Genomic DNA, 16548 nt, shown 5'->3' on the forward strand with positions numbered 1-16548 from the left:
GTGCCATAGGATACTGGGATGCGTCGTGGCGACCGCCACCACAGCTGAATGAGTGGGCCAGTGACAGATACCCGAGATCTTTTCGCCGTCGTCCCGCGTTCCGAGTTCGATACTCCCGGCACCAGCCGGGGTCTGATCGATGTCGTGCGCTGGCGTTACCTGCTGTACCTCCTGGTTCGGACCGGCGTCACGACGCGATACCGCAACTCGATCCTGGGATGGACCTGGTCCTACGTCCGGCCCGGGGCGCAGTTCCTCGTGTTCTGGGTCGTGCTCGGGCTCTTCCTGAGCCTCAACCGAGACATCCAGAACTACCCGGTCTATCTGTTCTCCGGAATCGTAGTCATCAACCTCTTCTCCGAGGCCTTCAAGAACGCGACGACCTCGATCGTGAACAACGCGCCTCTGGTGCGCAAGGTCTTCCTTCCGCGTCAGCTGTTCGCGGTGTCGTCCGTCGTCGTGGCCTTCATCCACTTCCTCCCGCAGCTCGCCCTGCTGCTCGTGGTCTGCCTGTTCATGGGCTGGATCACCAGCATCTCTCTGATGGGCGTGCTAGCCGCGCTCGCGGGAATGATCATCGTCTCGCTGTTCGCGCTCGGAATGGGACTCTTCTTCGGTGCTCTCAACGTTCGCTTCCGCGACGCGGAGAACATCGTTGAGCTCCTGCTGCTCCTCGCGACCTGGGCCTCGCCGGTGCTCTACGCCTGGACGATGGTGCAGGACGCGATGGACAAGCTGGGATGGCCGGACTGGTTCGTCAATGTGTATCTGCTCAATCCGATAACCCAGGGTGTGGAGCTGTTCCACTACGCCTTCTGGCGGCCTGTCACGAGCGTGGCGATGGAGCTGCCGCCGAATCTCGCGTGGAACACTCTCTGGACGTTCCTGATCGCGGTAGGCACGCTGCTGATCGGCCAGTTCGTCTTCCGACGTCTCGAGGGAAGGTTCGCGCAAGACCTATGAGCACTGCAACCGCTTCGCGCCCGAGCATCGTCGTCGATGGCGTCCGCAAGAAGTTCACCCTCAACCACGCGCTGTCCTTCAAGGACACGATGGTCGCGTGGATCCGTCGCCGCAAGACGACCAGCACCTTCGAGGCACTCAAGGGACTCGATCTCGTTATCAACGAGGGTGAGTCCGTCGCGATCCTCGGGCTCAACGGCTCGGGCAAGTCCACGCTCCTCAAGCTAATCTCCGGGGTCATGGAGCCGGACGCCGGTGAAGTGCTCACCCGCGGCCGTGTGGCCGGACTCATCGAGGTGGGCGCCGGATTCCACCCCGAACTCTCCGGGCGAGAGAACGTCTTCCTCAACGCCGCGATCCTCGGGATGCAGCGCAAGGAGGTCGAGGAGCGCTACGACGAGATCGTCGCGTTCAGCGAGATCGAGCAGTTCATCGACCAGGAGGTCAAGCACTACTCCTCGGGCATGTTCATGCGGCTGGCGTTCTCCGTCGCGATCCATGTCGAGCTCGACGTGCTCCTCGTCGACGAGATCCTGTCGGTCGGCGATGCGCCGTTCCGCGAGAAGTGCCGCCTCAAGTTCGGCGAGCTGATCGCGAAGAAAAAGACACTCGTCGTGGTCAGTCACGACATGGAGATGGTCCGCGAACTCTGCACCAGAGGCGTGGTGATCAACAAGGGCGAGGTCGTCTACGACGGTGAGATCGAGGGCGCGATCGCGCTGGTCGACGAATGATCACCGACTGGCTGGCGCACGCGGGGCTCTTCGCCCTGGCGCTGCTCGTGCTGTTCGTCCCCGGGCTGCTGATCGGCGTCGCGCTGCGGCTGCGCGGCTTCGTGCTGTGCGCCGCCGCCCCGGCGGTGTCGGTCGGGCTGCTGGCGCTGCTGGCGATCGTGTTCCCGTTCCTCGGGCTCCGCTGGGGACACCTGAGTGTGGCGATCACGCTGCTGGTCGTCGCCACGCTCGTCTACGGCGTGTCCCTTGCGGTCGGTCGCAGCCGCTGGCGGGCTCTGCCGCGTCGACGAGGACGTGCGCGACTCGGGTTGCTGGCGGGCGGCCTCGTCGTCGGCAGCGGTCTCAACGCGGCGCGCCTGATGACCTATGTTGGAGTCCCGGACGCGATCTCGCAGACGAACGACGCGGTGTTCCACCTCAACGCGCTGCGCTGGGTGGCCGAGACGGGGTCGGCGTCGTCGCTCGACCTCTCCGGCCTCATCGGCGGAACGACGTTCTACCCCGCGGCGTGGCATGCTGTCACGTCTCTGGTGGCCCTGGACAACAGCCAGATCCCGATCGCCGCGAACATCGTCGCACTGGCGATCGCAGCAGTGATGTGGCCCCTCGGCGTCGCGCTGCTCGCCAGAGTCATCAGCGGGGGCGAAGCGACCGTGACCGCGCTGGCTGCTGCCCTCTCGGCGGGGCTGATGGCCTTCCCTCAGCTGATGTTCGAGTGGGGCGTCCTCTACCCCTACGCCCTGTCGCTCGCGGTGGTGCCCGTCGCCGTGGCGCTGACGATCACGTCCGTGCGCGCGTGGATGGGCGCACGACCCGCCGAGCGCCTCCGCGTGTCGGCCGGGCCCGGAGCCGCCGCCCTCCTCGCGATCGCGGCAACCACCCTGGCCCAGCCCTCCTCTGTCCTCGTGTGGGGTGCGCTGGTGATGCCGTGGTTCACGGGCACCGTCCTGCTGCGACGCCGCCATGATGCCGGACGCGCGCGTCTCTGGTCGATCGTCGCGCTCGTGGTGGGGTGGGGTGCTGTGGCCGTTGTGTGGGCGGCGCTGGCCTATCTTGCGGGGCCGGTGCTCTGGCGGTCCTACCGTGGTGTGCTCGGAGCTGCCGTTGATGTGCTGCTGAACAGTCACTCGCTGCTGCCGCCCGCGCTCGGGATGAGCGCCCTGCTCCTCGTCGGGATCGTCGCCGCGGCCCGCGATCGTCGCCTGCGTTGGCTGATCGTCGCCTGGGCCGGGATATCGGTGCTCTACATCGTGAGCGTCGGCACCGATCTGCCAGTGATCAAGCGCGTACTGACAGGGCCCTGGTACGGAGACTCCTTCCGGCTCGCCTCCATCGTTCCGATCGTGGTGGTGCCGCTCGCGGCGATCGGCCTCGCCGCGCTCATCCGTCTGATCTCCACGTCGATGGGGCGCCATGCACTGCTGCGGCCTGCGCCGCTCACGATCGTGGCCATGGCCGTCACCGCGATCATCGGTGCGGTCGGAGTGGTCCTTGCGCCGGTGATCCTGCTGCGGGTCGCCGCAGACACCGATGAGCAGTCCCGGTACGCGCTGAACGCACGCAGCTACCTTTCCGCCGATGAGCGCGCGTTGCTGGCGGAGCTTCCCGACCTCGTGGACGAGGACGCACTGCTCATCGCGAACCCGTCGACCGGCGCGGCGTTCGCCTACGTCCTGAGCGAACGGGACATCGTTCCGCGCACGTGGTCACCGCCGCAGTCGACGGCGTGGGACGTGATCTCCTCGAGTCTGCGCGATGCCGGTGACGATCCCGCGGTGTGCCCCGCCCTCGCCGCCTACGGTGAGCCGGGCTATGTGCTCGACTTCGGCATCGGAGGAACAGGGCCCGGTGAATATCTGATGCCGGGCATGACCGACTTCGACGGACATTCGGGGTTCGAGGAGGTCGCGCGCGAAGGCGACGCGAGCCTCTGGCGGATCACCGCCTGCGACTAGCGGTTCTCCGGCCCGTCGGCATCCACGTCGTGCGGCTGTTCGGTCGGGCTCGACGCCTGAAGAAGCGCGAGCTTGCGCGCCAGAAGTGTGAGCCGACGCTGATGTGCGGCGTTGCGCCTGGACTGGGTGTAGACGAACACCAGGAACATCAGCACCAGCGCGTAGAGCAGCAGGTCGGTGCCGCGGCCGACGCCGACGAGGTTCGCGACCCAGGTCAGCCACTGCGGGAAGAGGATGGACACGATGGCGACCAGGACGAAGGCTCCGAAGAGGAGTCGCCGGATCGCGAGGTGATTGTCGGCGCCGGTTCGGCGCATGAACACCGCGCCGATCGCGACGACACCGGCGATGAGGACGATCTGGATCCACATGGTGTTCACCGCACAATCAGGTCGACGAGGATGTTGACGGAGTTGAGCACCGATTGGCCCTTCGATTTCGAATAGTCGGTGTACAGCAGTTCGACGGGATGCTCGATCCACGGCAGGCCGCTGTCCCCGAGCTGCAGGACGATCTCGGTGGCATGGGCCATCCGATCCTGCTGGAGCTGGATGTGGTGGGCGGCGTCGGACCGGATGACCCGCAGGCCGTTGTGCGCGTCGGTGAGCTTCACGCTGGTGGTCATGTTGGTGACCCAGACGGCGGTCTTCAGGATGACGCGCTTCATCCAGCCCGGATTCGTGCGGTCGTCGAGGAAGCGCGATCCGAAGACGATCGCCGCGCCGTGCGCCCTCGCGGCCGCGACCATTCCCACCGCGTCATCGACGCGATGCTGACCGTCGGCGTCGAAGGTGACGATGTACTCGCATCCCGGCTGCGCGAGAGCATAGTCGATCCCGGTCTGCAGGGCCGCGCCCTGCCCGAGGTTGATGGGATGTTCGACGATGTGTGCGCCGGCGCGGCGGGCGACGTCGAGTGAACCGTCGGTGGACCCGTCGTCGATGCAGACGACGTTCGGGAAATGGGGGAGAAGTCCCTCGATCACACCGGCGATCACCGTTGCTTCGTTGAACAGGGGGACGACAACCCAGGTGTGCGGGTCGGAAGTGGCTGGGTTGGTCACGCCTCTATCCTCTCAGGAAACGGCTGAGTGAACAGATAGGATGGCCGAGTCCCCTGCTCCACCCTGCGAGAAGAGTTCTGCATGCCCTCACCGACCGATGTCCGGATCGTCGATTCGGCCGATGTGTCCCCTGAGGCGAAGATCGGAGCAGGCAGCTCCGTCTGGCATCTCGCTCAGGTGCGCGAGGATGCTCAGCTCGGTGAGAACTGCATCGTGGGACGCGGCGCCTACATCGGCACGGGCGTCGTCATGGGCGACAACTGCAAGGTGCAGAACTACGCACTCGTCTACGAGCCGGCCCAGCTCGGCGACGGCGTGTTCATCGGCCCGGCCGTGGTGCTCACCAACGACACCTATCCCCGCGCCATCAACGCCGACGGAACGATCAAGAGCGCCCACGACTGGGAGCCGGTCGGTGTGACGATCGAGCGCGGCGCAGCCATCGGAGCACGGGCGACGTGCGTCGCTCCCGTGACGATCGGTGCCTGGGCCACGGTGGCCGCAGGCGCGGTCGTCGTGAAAGACGTGCCGGCCTACGCGCTCGTGGCCGGCGTGCCCGCCCGCCGCATCGGCTGGGTGGGAGAATCCGGCGTGCCCCTCGTCGCCGGTGATGACGAGAAGACCTGGGTGTGCCCCTCGACCGGCGCGCACTACATCGAGACTGACGGAAAACTGATCAAGGAGACCGTGTGAGCGATTTCATCCCCCCAGCAAAGCCGATCATCGGAGACGAAGAGCGCGCTGCTGTCGACCGCGTGATGCGCAGCGGCATGATCGCACAGGGGCCCGAGGTGGCGACGTTCGAGCAGGAGTTCTCCGCGCACTTCGTGCCCGGGCGCCCCTCCGTCGCGGTGAACTCCGGCACCGCGGGGCTCCACCTCGGTCTGCTCGCTGCCGGCGTCGGTGCGGGCGACGAGGTCATCGTTCCTTCCTTCACCTTCGCCGCCACCGGCAACTCGGTCGCCCTCACCGGCGGCACCCCCGTGTTCGTCGACATCGAACCCGACACGTTCTCGCTCGACCCCGAGGCCGTCGCCGCGGCCATCACGCCGAAGACCAAGGGCATCCTCCCGGTGCACCTCTACGGGCACCCGGCACGCATGCGCGAGCTCGAGAAGCTTGCGGCCGAGCGCGGCGTCGCCCTCTACGAGGATGCTGCGCAGGCTCACGGAGCCTCGCTCGACGGTCGTCCGGTCGGCTCGTTCGGCGAGTTCGCGATGTTCAGCCTGTACCCGACGAAGAACATGACCAGCGGCGAAGGCGGAATGGTCACGACGGCGACCGACGAGATCGCCCGCCGGGTCAAGCTGCTGCGCAACCAGGGCATGGAGCGCCAGTACGAGAACGAGGTCATCGGCTTCAACGCGCGGATGACCGACATCCACGCGGCGATCGGCCGAGTGCAGCTCACCAAGGTCGGCGCCTGGACGAAGACGCGGCAGGAGAACGCGGCGTTCCTCGACGCGAACCTGCAGGGAGTCATCGTGCCGCCCGTGGCCGACGGTGCGGTGCATGTATACCACCAGTACACGATCCGCGTGCCCGAGGACCGCGACGGCTTCGTCGCCGCCCTCAAGAACGAGCACAGCGTCGGTGCCGGGGTGTATTATCCGATCCCGAACCACCGTCTGCCGTCGCTGACGCAATTCGCGCCCGGTCTGGACCTTCCGGAGACCGAGCGTGCCGCCCGCGAAGTCGTCTCGCTTCCGGTTCATCCGTCGCTGAGCCAGGACGACCTCGAGCGCATCGTCGCCGCCGTGAACACCGTCGCCGGAGCAGGTGCCTGATGGCGAATCTGCGTGCCGGACTGCTCGGCGTCGGGATGATGGGGCGTCACCACGCCCGTGTGCTGCGTGATGTCGACGGCGTCGACCTGGTCGCGATCGCCGACCCCGGGGGAGACCCTCACGGTGTCGCCGGTGGACTGGAGATCCTTCCCGACATCGATGCGCTCATCGCTGCGGGTATCGACATCGCGGTCGTCGCGGTGCCGACGCGCTTCCACGAAGACGCCGCGCTCAAGCTCGCCGAGGCCGGTGTGCACACGCTGGTCGAGAAGCCCATCGCCCACAACGTCGAGGCAGGCCGTCGGATGACCGATGCCTTCGCCTCGCGCGGACTGGTCGGAGCAGTCGGACACGTGGAGCGATTCAACCCCGCACTGCAGGAGCTGCGTCGGCGCCTGGAGGCGGGTGAGCTCGGCGATGTGTTCCAGATCGCCACACGCCGTCAGAGCACGTTCCCCGCGCGCATCGCCGATGTCGGCGTGGCGAAGGACCTGGCATCCCACGACATCGATCTCACCAGCTGGGTCGCCCAGAGCGAGTACAAGACCGTCTTCGCGCAGACCGCCCACCGCAGCGGTCGCGAGTTCGAGGACATGATCACCGTGACCGGTCGCCTGGCGAACGGCGTGATCGTCAACCACCTCGTCAACTGGCTCTCACCGATGAAGGAGCGCGTCACGGTCGTCACGGGAGACCGTGGCACGTTCATCGCAGACACGTCCACGGGCGACCTGACGTTCTACGCCAACGGGACGATCCCGCTGGAGTGGGACACGATCTCCTCGTTCCGGGGTGTCTCCGAGGGGGACATCACCCGGTACTCCTACGCGAAGCGGGAACCGCTCAAGGTGGAGCACGAGGCTTTCCGTGACGCGGTGCTGGGCAAGCCGAGCGATCTCGTCACGATGGAGCAGGGACTGCACACACTTGCCGTCGTCGAGGGTGCGGTCACCTCCGCCGCCACCGGCGTATCGACCACTTTCTGAGTAGCGGAGCGTATGAAGAGAATCTGGCCGGTCCTCCGGGACCTCCTGCCGTTGCTGCCCGAAGGCGCGCGGCGCTATTTCGCCGGATACATGGTCGCCACCACGGTGATCACCGCACTCGATGTCGTCGCGATGTCGCTGCTGGCGCTCATAATCGGGCCGGCGCTGTCCGGAGGCACGCTCTCGCTGCCGATCATCGGCGAGATCCCGCAGGAGACGATGCCGCTGCTGGCGCTCGCGGCTTGCGTGCTCATCATCCTCAAGTCGGTGCTCTCCGTCACGCTCCACTGGTTCGCCACCCGCCGGTTCGCCAAGTACGAGCTGGAGATCGGCGACCGGATGTTCAAGGCGTACATCAACTCCAGTTGGGAGGAGCGCTCCAAGCGCTCGGTGGCGGAGATCACTCGCATCGCGGATGCCGGGATCGCGAACACGATGGCTGGATTCCTGCTGCCTCTGATGCGTGTTCCGAGCATGATCTTCACGTTCGTCCTGATCATCGCGGTGCTGCTCGTCGCCGATCCGGTCACGGCGATCATCGCGTTCGTCTATCTGGGACTTGTGGCGTTGATCGTGCACCAGGTGGTCACAAAGCGCTCGCTCGAGGCGGCGCAGGTGAACCTGACGTACAGCTATCGCGTGGCGATCCTCATGACGGAGATGATGGAGGCGCTCAAGGAGCTGAGTCTGCGGAACCGCCTCTCGGAGGTCTCCGATCTCGTCACCACGAACCGCAGCCGGTCGGTGCGCGCGCGCGCCAACGGCTCATTCCTCGGCATCATCCCCGGCTTCGCCTTCGAAGCCGCGCTGATCGGCGGCGTGATCCTGATCGGCGGCTTCTCGTTCTGGCAGGGCGGACTCACCGCGGCGCTCTCCTCTGTGGCACTGTTCGCGGCGACCGGCTTCCGGCTGATCCCCGCCATCACCGGCATCCAGGGCGGTATCGTCCAGGCGGTCGCGAGTACGCCGTCCGCCCTCGACGTCATCGGCGACCTCATGTCCGCGGAGCGCGACATGGAGACCTCATCAGCCCCGGCAGACACGGCCGTCCTCGCGGAGAGCCCTCGTGAGCTGCGGCTCGACGATGTGCGGTTCCGCTACCCGAACGCGTCGGAGGATGTCATTCGCGGGATGTCCCTGGACATTCCGCTGGGGAGCTCGCTCGGCATCGTCGGGCCCTCCGGCGCCGGCAAGTCGACGCTCATCGATCTTCTGCTCGGTCTCAGCCAGGCATCGCGCGGCGAGATCACGATCGACGGCGCCCCGCTGAACTCCGTGCTTAAGCAGTGGCGGGGTCGCGTCGGCTATGTCCCACAGCGTGTCGCCCTGTTCGACGGCAGCATCGCGCAGAACGTGGCTCTGACCTGGACCGAAGAGGTGGACGAGGAGAAGGTCCTGCACGCGCTCGAGCGCGCACAGCTCGGACCGCTCATCCGCTCGCGTTCCGGTGGAGTCCACGAGCGCATCGGAGAGCGAGGCGTCTCGCTCTCCGGCGGTCAGCAGCAGCGTCTCGGCATCGCCCGCGCGCTCTACACCGATCCGCTCGTGCTCGTCCTCGACGAGGCGACCAGCTCGCTCGACACCAAGACCGAGGACGAGGTGACCAAGTCGATCCGTGCGCTGCAGGGAGAGGTGACGCTGATCTCGGTCGCGCACCGGCTGTCGACGATCAAGGACTACGACAGGATCTGCTACGTCGACCAGGGCGTCATCGCGGCATCCGGCACGTTCCTCGAAGTTGCGTCGATGCTTCCAGACTTCGCCGAGCAGGTCGTGCTCGCTGGCCTCGCCAGAGATCTCGACTGAGCCGCCCCCGCCCCCGAGCCTCAGGTGGCGGACATCGAGCGCAGCCCCGCGAACAGCGTGCGGAACGGTGCCTGCCGGTGCAGTGCGAGGAACGGATTCCGGGGCGTGAGCGCGCCGAGCGTGCGATAGTTCCACCGCGCGTCGAGGAGGTGCAGGATCCGTGCCGGGTCTGGCGATGAGTTCTTAACCTCATCGATGACCTGGCGGTCGACGCGCGCGAGGAGCCCCAGCACGCCCGGCGCCATCCGCTCGAGGCGGTCCATCACGGCGATGAGGTCGCGTCGATGTGCTTCCAGTCCCTCCCGCGCGTTCACGCGCGCGAGGATCGCGTCGAACACGTGCACGCGGAGTACCTTGATCGCCAGCGCTTGACGGCCCGCTCGACCCAGCGAGGGGTACCAGGGCGTGGCCTCGATGGCGTCGAGGAAAGCGAAGTCCGCGGCGACATCCCTGCCCGCGAATGTGACCCGGTCGTCGGCGTCATCGTGCACGAGGTAGGCGGGACCCGCAATGTCGTAGGCGATGTGCTCGCCCGTAAACCAGAGCGTCGCGGTGTACGCGAGATCCTCACCGGACGCCAAACCTTCTGTGAAGCGCAGGTCCGGGAAGCGTTCGCGATCGACGACGCCGAGTGGCGCGGACCGGTAGGCCAGACGATCCTTCCGCGCGTCGAGCGATCGCTGCCGTCGGCCGTTGCGAACGGGAGGGTAGGGATCGTTCCCGCGTCCGACGATCCGAATCCGCGCGAGGACGGTCGATGCCCCGGTCTCGGCCTGGAGGCGCACCCACGAGTCGATCGCTCCCGCGGCCAGTTCGTCGTCCGACCCCATCACTGCGATGAGCGGGGCGGTCGCCTGGTCGAGACCGTGGTTCATGGGGCCAGCGGGGGAGCGGATGCCGTCCTCGAACGGGAGCAGGCGCACGCGGTCGTCGGACAGCAGCGAGCCGAGATTGGCCTCGATCACCGACGGATCGATGTTGTGCGCCACGACGCTGACGCGCACCGCGGTGCTGGTGCCGTCGAGAACGGACTTCACCGCGCGATCCACCGGACGGGTGGCGGAGTGGACGGGGATCACGACGTCGATCTGCGGGGTGCTCATCACTGGAATTCTACGGCGCGGCGGGGCGCCGGCGAGCCGCCGGGTATCCTGGGTTATCGACCGCCCCCGATACCGGAACCGAGACAGATGACGCTGCCCTCCCGAAACGTCCTCGCCGAGCCGACGCAGCGACTCGACGCGCTCACGGGCCTCCGGTGGTGGGCGGCATTCCTCGTCTTCTTCTATCACATGCTCGTCTTCGCTCCGGTTCCGGGCGTGCTCGCTCAGGTGTTCTCGTACGGGTACTTCGGCGTCACGTTCTTCTTCGTGCTCTCGGGCTTCGTTCTCACGTGGTCGGCGCGGCCCGCCGTCTCCACCTCAACGTTCTACTGGAGGCGTTTCGCGCGGATCTGGCCCTCGCACATGGTCGCACTCATCCTCGCGATCCCTGTCTTCTATACGTTCGCCGCGATCCCCGAGGGCAGCTTCCTCAAGCCGTTCGATATCGGCATCCTCGCCCTCTCGGTCGTCCTGCTCCAAGCCTGGTGGTCCAATCCGCTCATCCTTTTCTCGGGAAACCCAGCCGCGTGGACACTGACCTGCGAGGCGTTCTTCTACGCCCTGCACCCGCTGATCTCGCGGGTCCTCGTGCCGATGGCGAAGCGTGGTGCGCTCCTCCTCGCGGCAGGCGTGATCCTCTACGCCTTCGTCTACCGTGCGGGCGTCGCGCTCGCCCCGGAGTCGTGGTTGCCGCTGGTGCCTCTGCCGGTCCAGCGGCTCCCCGAGTTCGTTTTGGGTATGGCGCTGGCCTGGGCCATGCGGTCCGGGTGGCGACCGCGGATTCATCCTTTCGTCGGCGTCGGAGCCATGGCGGCCGCCATCCTGGCCATCGTCCTCAGCAGCCGTCTGAACGGCGTCGTGCCGCTCATCGGCTACGTGGGAACGTTCGCGAACGAGCTGTTCACGGTCGGGTGCGCGGTCGCCATCGTGGCACTCGCATCGGCCTCATTGAAGGGGCATCGGGTCTTCTTCGACACCCGTGTCCAGGTGAAGCTGGGCGAGTGGTCGTTCGCGTTCTACCTCATCCACGCGACCGTCATCTACACGGCCCTGCGGCTGTTCGGGCTGCAGCCGCCCTCCTGGATGAACCTGATCTGGTACATCGTTCTGCTGGCCGTCTGCATCGTGGCGGCCTGGGCGCTGCACACCTTCGTGGAACACCCCGTCGAGCGGCGGATGCGGCGCTGGAAGGACAGGCGCGACGCGACGAGGTCAGTTCCTGTGGGCGTCGCCTGACCCGACTATCCAGTCTCGCAGCAGAACCTCGGCGCTCCTGCGGCCGGAATGCACCGCGTCGACATATGCAGGGCCGCTCTCGGCGATCACTCGTGCGCGCGGTCGATCGGCGAGCAGCTCGCTGACGACGGTTCGCAGGGTCTCGGGGGTGGCCTCGACGATTGGCAGCGTCAGGCCGGTCTCGTCCCGGATGTGCTTACGCACCGCCGGGAGGACATGGCCGACGACGATCCGTCCTGCCGCCATCGCCTCGCAGGCAGCGACGCCGTAAGAGCCGATCCGGAACTGGTCGAGCACGATGTCTGCGGCTCCGATGACGGCGGGCATGCTCTCGGAACTCACGCCCGCCACGAGGTCATAGCTGATCTCGTCGGCGTCGATTAGCGGCTGCAGCGCAGGTCCGATGTGATGACTGCCCTTCTGAACCGCGGAGCTTGAGACGTGGATGACACGCGCGGTGCGCTCCTGCAGAACAGGGCGGTCGACGGCGAAGCGGGCGGCATCGACGACGACGGGGCACCAGCGGGCCCAGGGGACGTCGAGGAGGAGGTCGGGCGTCGACACGAAAGTCGGGCGTCGCAACATCTCGAGCAGGGCGATGTTCGCATCGGCGTCGGACTGGAGCGCATCGGTGCGCGGGTCCTCCGGGTAGGGGGACCAGGGGGTCAGTGCGGCATGAGTGCGCGGACTGCGGATGTCCGTTCCGTGGCTGAGGAAGGCTACCGACAGACCGGCCGCCTCGAGGGCCTCGACCTCGGCGACCACGCGCCGATCGAAGAGTCCGCCGAAGATGGGCCGCTCCGCCTCGATGAGAACGTGGGTGAAGGCCCGGACAGCCGCCCATTCGCCGCGTTGCCACTCGGAGGACGCGCTGTTGACCGCGATCGGCACCGTCGTGTCCGCCGGGAAGGCGAACCCTCCGGGGATGTCTACGGCCATGTTGCGCGCGCCGAGTTCTTCGTGAGCGCGTTCGAGCGCGCGAGCCCAGAGGAAACCCTGACCGGAATAGTTGGTGGGAGCGATGTAGACGCGGATCGCGGCATCCGGTACCTCGGTGTTCCGTGCGCCACTGCTACCGAGTATCCGGTATGCGAGTCGCCCGATCACGCCATCCGGGTTCCGCGCCGGAGCATCGATGATGCGGGCCATCCAGTTCGGAAGGGAGGAACGACGGCGGACCAACCATCCGGCGACGTCATGCGCGATACCCATCTCAGTCGCCCTCCGAGCGTGCGGCGGCCGCCTCGATGCTGTCGACGACTCGACCCGCGACTGCCGCGAGCGAATGCTCCATCGCGGTCCATCGTCCGACCGCGTCCCTCTCGTCGGAGCTGAGGGGCGAGTCGGCGAGTTGAGCCATCGCGATCGCGATCTGCGTGACGTTGTATTCGCATGCGATTCCGGCGCGCACGTGGCGATTCGCCTCCCGTAGGAACGGCGCGGTCGGTCCGGGGCCGGCGAAGATCACCGGGCAGCCGGCGGCGAGGGACGAATACGCCTTGGTCGTGAAGGCGTAGTCGTACCCCGTGTCCGGACGCAGGGTCGCCAGACTCGCGACCGCCTGGTTCAGGTGAGGAAGAAGCTCTTTGGCTGGCACCGCGGCGAAGAACTCGACGGCGTCGGCGACCCCGGCCTCTCTCGCCCGCGCCTCGATCACCTCTCGCTCGCTGCCGTTGCCGATGAAGCGCAGTGTGTAGCCGGGATGCTCCCGCGCGAATATCCCGAAGGCGTCGACGAGTGCCTCGGCGCCGTGCCAGGGCGAGTAGCTTCCCGCATAGACGAACAGCCGTCGTACCGGAACCGAGGGGTCCGGAGCGAAGGCGCTCGTGTCCGCGCCGAACCCCGTGACATCGATACTGCGGCTGACACCGAGCGCTCGCGCTCGCGTCACGACCCCCTGCGAGATCGTGACGAGGCGCGCCGCGCCGCGCATGCCGAACCCCTCCATCGCGCGGAGAACCCGGATCACGAGCGTGGAGTTCGTGGCCTGATCGGCGGCGTCGGACCAGACATCCGCCGCGTCGTACACGTAGGGGATGCGCCGCAACGCGCACACGACCCGCACGACGACGCCGGTGGTGGGCGGCGGCTCCATGAACACGACGTCCGGCCGGCGCATGAAGAGCAGCCGGAACGTCAGCGGGATATCGAAGCTCAGATAAGGGATGTAGCCCCGCACGTAGCCCTGGCGGTCGCGGACGACCGGGAACGTGCGGACGACCTCGGTGTAGCGCGGAGTCTCCATCCGCTTCGGCAGTCGGGCCGTCAGCACGACCACTCGGTTTCCTCGGCTGGTCAGCTCATCGGCCACAGCTCCCAGGAAGAGGGACGCGGCGGAGGGTTCCGGTCGGTAGATGCGCGAGACGATGGTGACGAGCATGGAGATCAGACAGTCAGGAAGTGCTTCATGAGCACCTCGCGCGAGAACGCGCCATCGTGGAGTCGGCGGACGAACTCCGGGCCGGATGCGGCGATCGCGCGGTAGTGCTCGCGACGGGCGACGATGTCGCGGAGCACGGTCTCGACGTTGTCGGGAGTCGCCTCCACGACCGGCAGCGGCATCGAGGCGTGGCGCTCCACTTCTGCGCGCACCTGATCGGTCACATGCGCCAGCACCAGCCGACCTGCCGCCATCGTCTCGCATGCTGCGACGCCGTAGTCGCCGACACGGAACTGGTCCAGCACAATGTCGGCAGAGGCGAGCACGGCTGCCATCTCCTCGTTCGGGGTGCGGTCCAGCTGCACGAACTCGATGAGTCCTTCATCGTGCAGCTTCTGCGCGGCCGGCACGATCAGGGGAGTGCCCTTGACATGGGGGTGGGTCGGAGCATGGACGACCCGGGGGCGATCGCGCTGAAGCAGGGGTGCGGTGTTGGCCCACTTCTCCGGCTCGATGACCACGCCGAGGAAGTGCGCTTCCGGAAGGTCGATGAGAAGACCCGCCGTCGAGACGAACGTCGGCAACCCGAGTTCTCCGATGACGCGCAGGTTCTCTGCGACGACGGCCTCGACCCTCTCCGCGGCCACCCATTCGTCGCTGTCGACGAAGTGGGACCACGGCGTCGACAGCAGGTGCGTCGACGGCAGACGGACATCGGTGCCGTGCCCGATGATCCCCACCTGTGCGCCGTTGCGCTGCATCAGTGCCACCTGACGACGAAGGTCTCCGTCGAACATCCCGCCCAGCACGGGGACGCAGGCCTCGATGAGCACGTGCGTGTAGTCGTCCGCGATCGTGCTGACCATGGCGCGCTGCCAGGCGCGCGAGTGCTCCGAGGTACGCCACGGCACGACATAGTCAGCGGGATACTGCAGCACGTTATTCTCGGCGTGAACGAAGTTCCGCGCCGAGGCGTCCCCGGTCTCCTCGATCGCCCGGGACCAGCGGTAGCCCTGACCGGCGTAGTTCACGGGGCCGATGAGGACGCGGTGGCGCCGCGTCAGGTCGGGCTGAGGAGGAGGCGGGGGAACGACGCCGTTCACCCGGTCGACGGCCGCGGCGATGAAGTCCTGCGCCGGCTTCGGCACCAGCTTCCAGATCCGCTCAATCGCGGGATGCATGTGCGTCACCTTCCTGCTCGGACCTCGCCCGTGGCTCGATCCACTCGTTCCTCAATACCGCTGCGGCCATACGTCCATCGTGGACGTGATGCACGAAGTCGATGCCTGCCGCACGAATCCCGGAACGATCCGAGAGGGCGGCGAGGCCCCGGAGTGTCGTCTCGACGCTGAGCGGGTCGCTCTCGACGACCGGAAGCGCCCGTCCGGTGCGTCGTTCGACCTCCTCGCGTACGCGGGGGGAGACGTGGCCCACGACGATGCATCCGGCGGCCATCGCCTCGCAGGCCGCGACGCCGTAGGAGCCGATTCGCACCTGATCCACCACGACGTCGGCCGCCGCGAACACGGCCGGCATGTCCGCGCTGGGGACGCCCTGAATGAGCTGGAGGTCGATGGCACCCTCCGCGGCGAGTTTCTCCAGAGCGGGGAGGATGAGCTGCGTTCCCTTCACGGTGGACACCGACGGCACATGGGCGACCCGCAGCGGGCCAGTGGCGTCGCGGGGGCGTTCGGTCGCCCAGCGAGCGGGGTCGACGACCACGGGGCACCAGCTCGCCGACGGCAGATGGTCCAGCAGGTCTGGGGTGGAGACGAAGAGGGGGCGGCCGCTCGCCTCGAGCAGTCGGATGTTCCTCGCTGCGAGGACCTCCGCCCGAGGTGCATAGACCGTGGGGTCGCCGTAGTGCGACCATGGATTGTCGGACATGTGACGGGATGGAAGCCGGACATCGGTGCCGTGGGCGAGATAGGCGACATCGACGCCCCGATCCTGGAGCGCCGCAGCCTGAGCGACGACGGAACGAGACAGCATTCGACCGAACGGAGGCTCCTCGGCCTCGATCAGGACGTGGGTGGCCCGGCTCGCGGCATCGAACTGGCGTCTCTGCCACTCGACTCCGTTGTGGTAGGTGCCCACCGGAACGACGAGGTCCGCGTCGAACGAGAATCCGCCGGGAACATCGACAGCCATGTTGCGGGCCGAGATTGATGCGTCCGCGTCTTCCAGCGCCCGGGCCCACGCTCTGCCCTGCCCGGAGTAGTTCATCGGGGTGATGAGGACCCTGATCGGCTTGTCATCGAACTCCGTGACCGCAACGCTCCCTGCGGGGGCTGCAGCTCCCAGCCGTCGTGCGGCGATCCGGCCGATCGGACTCATCGGTGCGTCCGCGATCAGGTCGACGAGGGAGTTGATCCAGCGGGGCAGACGATTGCGGTTCACGAGCGCGGAGCGATCGTGGAACGGGCAGCGGTCATGTCCTCAGTCTATCGAGACGGTCATGTGTCCTCCCGGGACCCCGCGCTGACGCATCCTAGACTGGGGCGCATGAGTGTCCGGATCGCAACCGTGGATGAC

At 67.1% G+C, this 16548-nt stretch carries 15 protein-coding genes; 8 read left to right on the plus strand and 7 right to left on the minus strand.

Annotated elements, in window-relative coordinates; all coding sequences use genetic code 11:
* Window positions 1-60: 60 nt before the first annotated feature.
* Genes MRBLWH12_RS02330 through MRBLWH12_RS02340 form a run of 3 tightly spaced genes read left to right on the plus strand, consistent with a single transcriptional unit; the run spans window position 61 to window position 3652 of the window.
* Window positions 61-963: an ABC transporter permease gene (locus MRBLWH12_RS02330; RefSeq protein ID WP_363545675.1), complete on the plus strand. Its 903-nt coding sequence runs from the start codon at window positions 61-63 to the stop codon at window positions 961-963.
* Window positions 960-1697 (plus strand): ABC transporter ATP-binding protein, encoded by a 738-nt coding sequence (locus MRBLWH12_RS02335; RefSeq protein WP_363545678.1) that lies wholly within the window; start codon window positions 960-962, stop codon window positions 1695-1697. The genes MRBLWH12_RS02330 and MRBLWH12_RS02335 overlap by 4 nt, the downstream gene beginning before the upstream one ends.
* Complete coding sequence (locus tag MRBLWH12_RS02340; protein ID WP_363545681.1) at window positions 1694-3652, plus strand: DUF6541 family protein; 1959 nt, start codon at window positions 1694-1696, stop codon at window positions 3650-3652. The genes MRBLWH12_RS02335 and MRBLWH12_RS02340 overlap by 4 nt, the downstream gene beginning before the upstream one ends.
* On the opposite strand, the gene MRBLWH12_RS02345 is transcribed toward MRBLWH12_RS02340, so the two are convergent.
* Together MRBLWH12_RS02345 and MRBLWH12_RS02350 are read right to left on the minus strand one after the other, a co-directional pair.
* The gene (locus MRBLWH12_RS02345) at window positions 3649-4023 is read right to left on the minus strand and encodes a DUF2304 domain-containing protein (protein WP_363545684.1); all 375 of its coding nucleotides are present in this window, start codon (window positions 4021-4023) and stop codon (window positions 3649-3651) included. The genes MRBLWH12_RS02340 and MRBLWH12_RS02345 overlap by 4 nt on opposite strands.
* Window positions 4024-4028: 5 nt before the next feature.
* Entirely contained in the window at window positions 4029-4715 is a 687-nt protein-coding gene (locus tag MRBLWH12_RS02350; protein ID WP_363545686.1) for a glycosyltransferase family 2 protein, read from the minus strand.
* A gap of 81 nt (window positions 4716-4796) precedes the next feature.
* Here MRBLWH12_RS02350 and MRBLWH12_RS02355 point away from each other — a divergent pair, with 81 nt between their 5' ends.
* The 4 genes from MRBLWH12_RS02355 to MRBLWH12_RS02370 are packed head-to-tail and all read left to right on the plus strand — an operon-like array spanning window position 4797 to window position 9294.
* Complete coding sequence (locus tag MRBLWH12_RS02355) at window positions 4797-5408, plus strand: acyltransferase (protein ID WP_363545688.1); 612 nt, start codon at window positions 4797-4799, stop codon at window positions 5406-5408.
* On the plus strand, window positions 5405-6502 hold the full coding sequence (locus MRBLWH12_RS02360) for a DegT/DnrJ/EryC1/StrS family aminotransferase (protein WP_363545690.1): 1098 nt from the start codon (window positions 5405-5407) through the stop codon (window positions 6500-6502). Before MRBLWH12_RS02355 ends, MRBLWH12_RS02360 begins: the two co-directional genes overlap by 4 nt.
* The gene (locus MRBLWH12_RS02365) at window positions 6502-7488 is read left to right on the plus strand and encodes a Gfo/Idh/MocA family oxidoreductase (RefSeq protein ID WP_363545693.1); all 987 of its coding nucleotides are present in this window, start codon (window positions 6502-6504) and stop codon (window positions 7486-7488) included. Before MRBLWH12_RS02360 ends, MRBLWH12_RS02365 begins: the two co-directional genes overlap by 1 nt.
* Before the next feature lie 12 nt (window positions 7489-7500).
* On the plus strand, window positions 7501-9294 hold the full coding sequence (locus tag MRBLWH12_RS02370) for an ABC transporter ATP-binding protein (RefSeq protein WP_363545695.1): 1794 nt from the start codon (window positions 7501-7503) through the stop codon (window positions 9292-9294).
* 20 nt (window positions 9295-9314) lie between these two features.
* Here the strand turns inward: MRBLWH12_RS02370 and MRBLWH12_RS02375 are convergent, their stop codons facing one another.
* Window positions 9315-10397, minus strand: a complete 1083-nt coding sequence (locus MRBLWH12_RS02375) for a glycosyltransferase (protein WP_363545698.1) — start codon at window positions 10395-10397, stop codon at window positions 9315-9317.
* A gap of 87 nt (window positions 10398-10484) precedes the next feature.
* Here MRBLWH12_RS02375 and MRBLWH12_RS02380 point away from each other — a divergent pair, with 87 nt between their 5' ends.
* Window positions 10485-11633 carry an acyltransferase family protein gene (locus tag MRBLWH12_RS02380; RefSeq protein WP_363545701.1) on the plus strand — a complete coding sequence of 383 codons (1149 nt, stop codon included), beginning with the start codon at window positions 10485-10487 and terminating at the stop codon, window positions 11631-11633.
* On the opposite strand, the gene MRBLWH12_RS02385 is transcribed toward MRBLWH12_RS02380, so the two are convergent.
* The 4 genes from MRBLWH12_RS02385 to MRBLWH12_RS02400 are packed head-to-tail and all read right to left on the minus strand — an operon-like array spanning window position 11610 to window position 16413.
* On the minus strand, window positions 11610-12845 hold the full coding sequence (locus tag MRBLWH12_RS02385) for a glycosyltransferase (protein ID WP_363545703.1): 1236 nt from the start codon (window positions 12843-12845) through the stop codon (window positions 11610-11612). The two genes, MRBLWH12_RS02380 and MRBLWH12_RS02385, sit on opposite strands and share 24 nt — an antisense overlap.
* Window position 12846: 1 nt before the next feature.
* Window positions 12847-14013, minus strand: coding sequence for a glycosyltransferase family 4 protein (locus tag MRBLWH12_RS02390; protein ID WP_363545706.1), 1167 nt, complete (start codon window positions 14011-14013; stop codon window positions 12847-12849).
* A 5-nt stretch (window positions 14014-14018) separates the two neighbouring features.
* Window positions 14019-15194 (minus strand): glycosyltransferase, encoded by a 1176-nt coding sequence (locus MRBLWH12_RS02395; protein WP_363545708.1) that lies wholly within the window; start codon window positions 15192-15194, stop codon window positions 14019-14021.
* The gene (locus tag MRBLWH12_RS02400) at window positions 15178-16413 is read right to left on the minus strand and encodes a hypothetical protein (RefSeq protein WP_363545710.1); all 1236 of its coding nucleotides are present in this window, start codon (window positions 16411-16413) and stop codon (window positions 15178-15180) included. Before MRBLWH12_RS02400 ends, MRBLWH12_RS02395 begins: the two co-directional genes overlap by 17 nt.
* Window positions 16414-16548 lie beyond the last annotated feature (135 nt).

Origin of the sequence: Microbacterium sp. LWH12-1.2, assembly GCF_040675825.1 — a bacterium.
Classification (GTDB): Bacteria; Actinomycetota; Actinomycetes; order Actinomycetales; family Microbacteriaceae; genus Microbacterium.

Excerpts from the sequence above, each read along its gene's own strand:
- MRBLWH12_RS02335 (WP_363545678.1), top strand. The coding sequence starts at position 960 with ATGAGCACTGCAACCGCTTCGCGCCCGAGCATCGTCGTCGATGGCGTC.
- MRBLWH12_RS02365 (WP_363545693.1), top strand. The coding sequence starts at position 6,502 with ATGGCGAATCTGCGTGCCGGACTGCTCGGCGTCGGGATGATGGGGCGT.
- MRBLWH12_RS02395 (WP_363545708.1), bottom strand. The coding sequence starts at position 15,194 with ATGCATCCCGCGATTGAGCGGATCTGGAAGCTGGTGCCGAAGCCGGCG.
- MRBLWH12_RS02385 (WP_363545703.1), bottom strand. The coding sequence starts at position 12,845 with ATGGGTATCGCGCATGACGTCGCCGGATGGTTGGTCCGCCGTCGTTCC.
- MRBLWH12_RS02345 (WP_363545684.1), bottom strand. The coding sequence starts at position 4,023 with ATGTGGATCCAGATCGTCCTCATCGCCGGTGTCGTCGCGATCGGCGCG.
- MRBLWH12_RS02390 (WP_363545706.1), bottom strand. The coding sequence starts at position 14,013 with ATGCTCGTCACCATCGTCTCGCGCATCTACCGACCGGAACCCTCCGCC.
- MRBLWH12_RS02375 (WP_363545698.1), bottom strand. The coding sequence starts at position 10,397 with ATGAGCACCCCGCAGATCGACGTCGTGATCCCCGTCCACTCCGCCACC.
- MRBLWH12_RS02340 (WP_363545681.1), top strand. The coding sequence starts at position 1,694 with ATGATCACCGACTGGCTGGCGCACGCGGGGCTCTTCGCCCTGGCGCTG.
- MRBLWH12_RS02380 (WP_363545701.1), top strand. The coding sequence starts at position 10,485 with ATGACGCTGCCCTCCCGAAACGTCCTCGCCGAGCCGACGCAGCGACTC.
- MRBLWH12_RS02355 (WP_363545688.1), top strand. The coding sequence starts at position 4,797 with ATGCCCTCACCGACCGATGTCCGGATCGTCGATTCGGCCGATGTGTCC.
- MRBLWH12_RS02370 (WP_363545695.1), top strand. The coding sequence starts at position 7,501 with ATGAAGAGAATCTGGCCGGTCCTCCGGGACCTCCTGCCGTTGCTGCCC.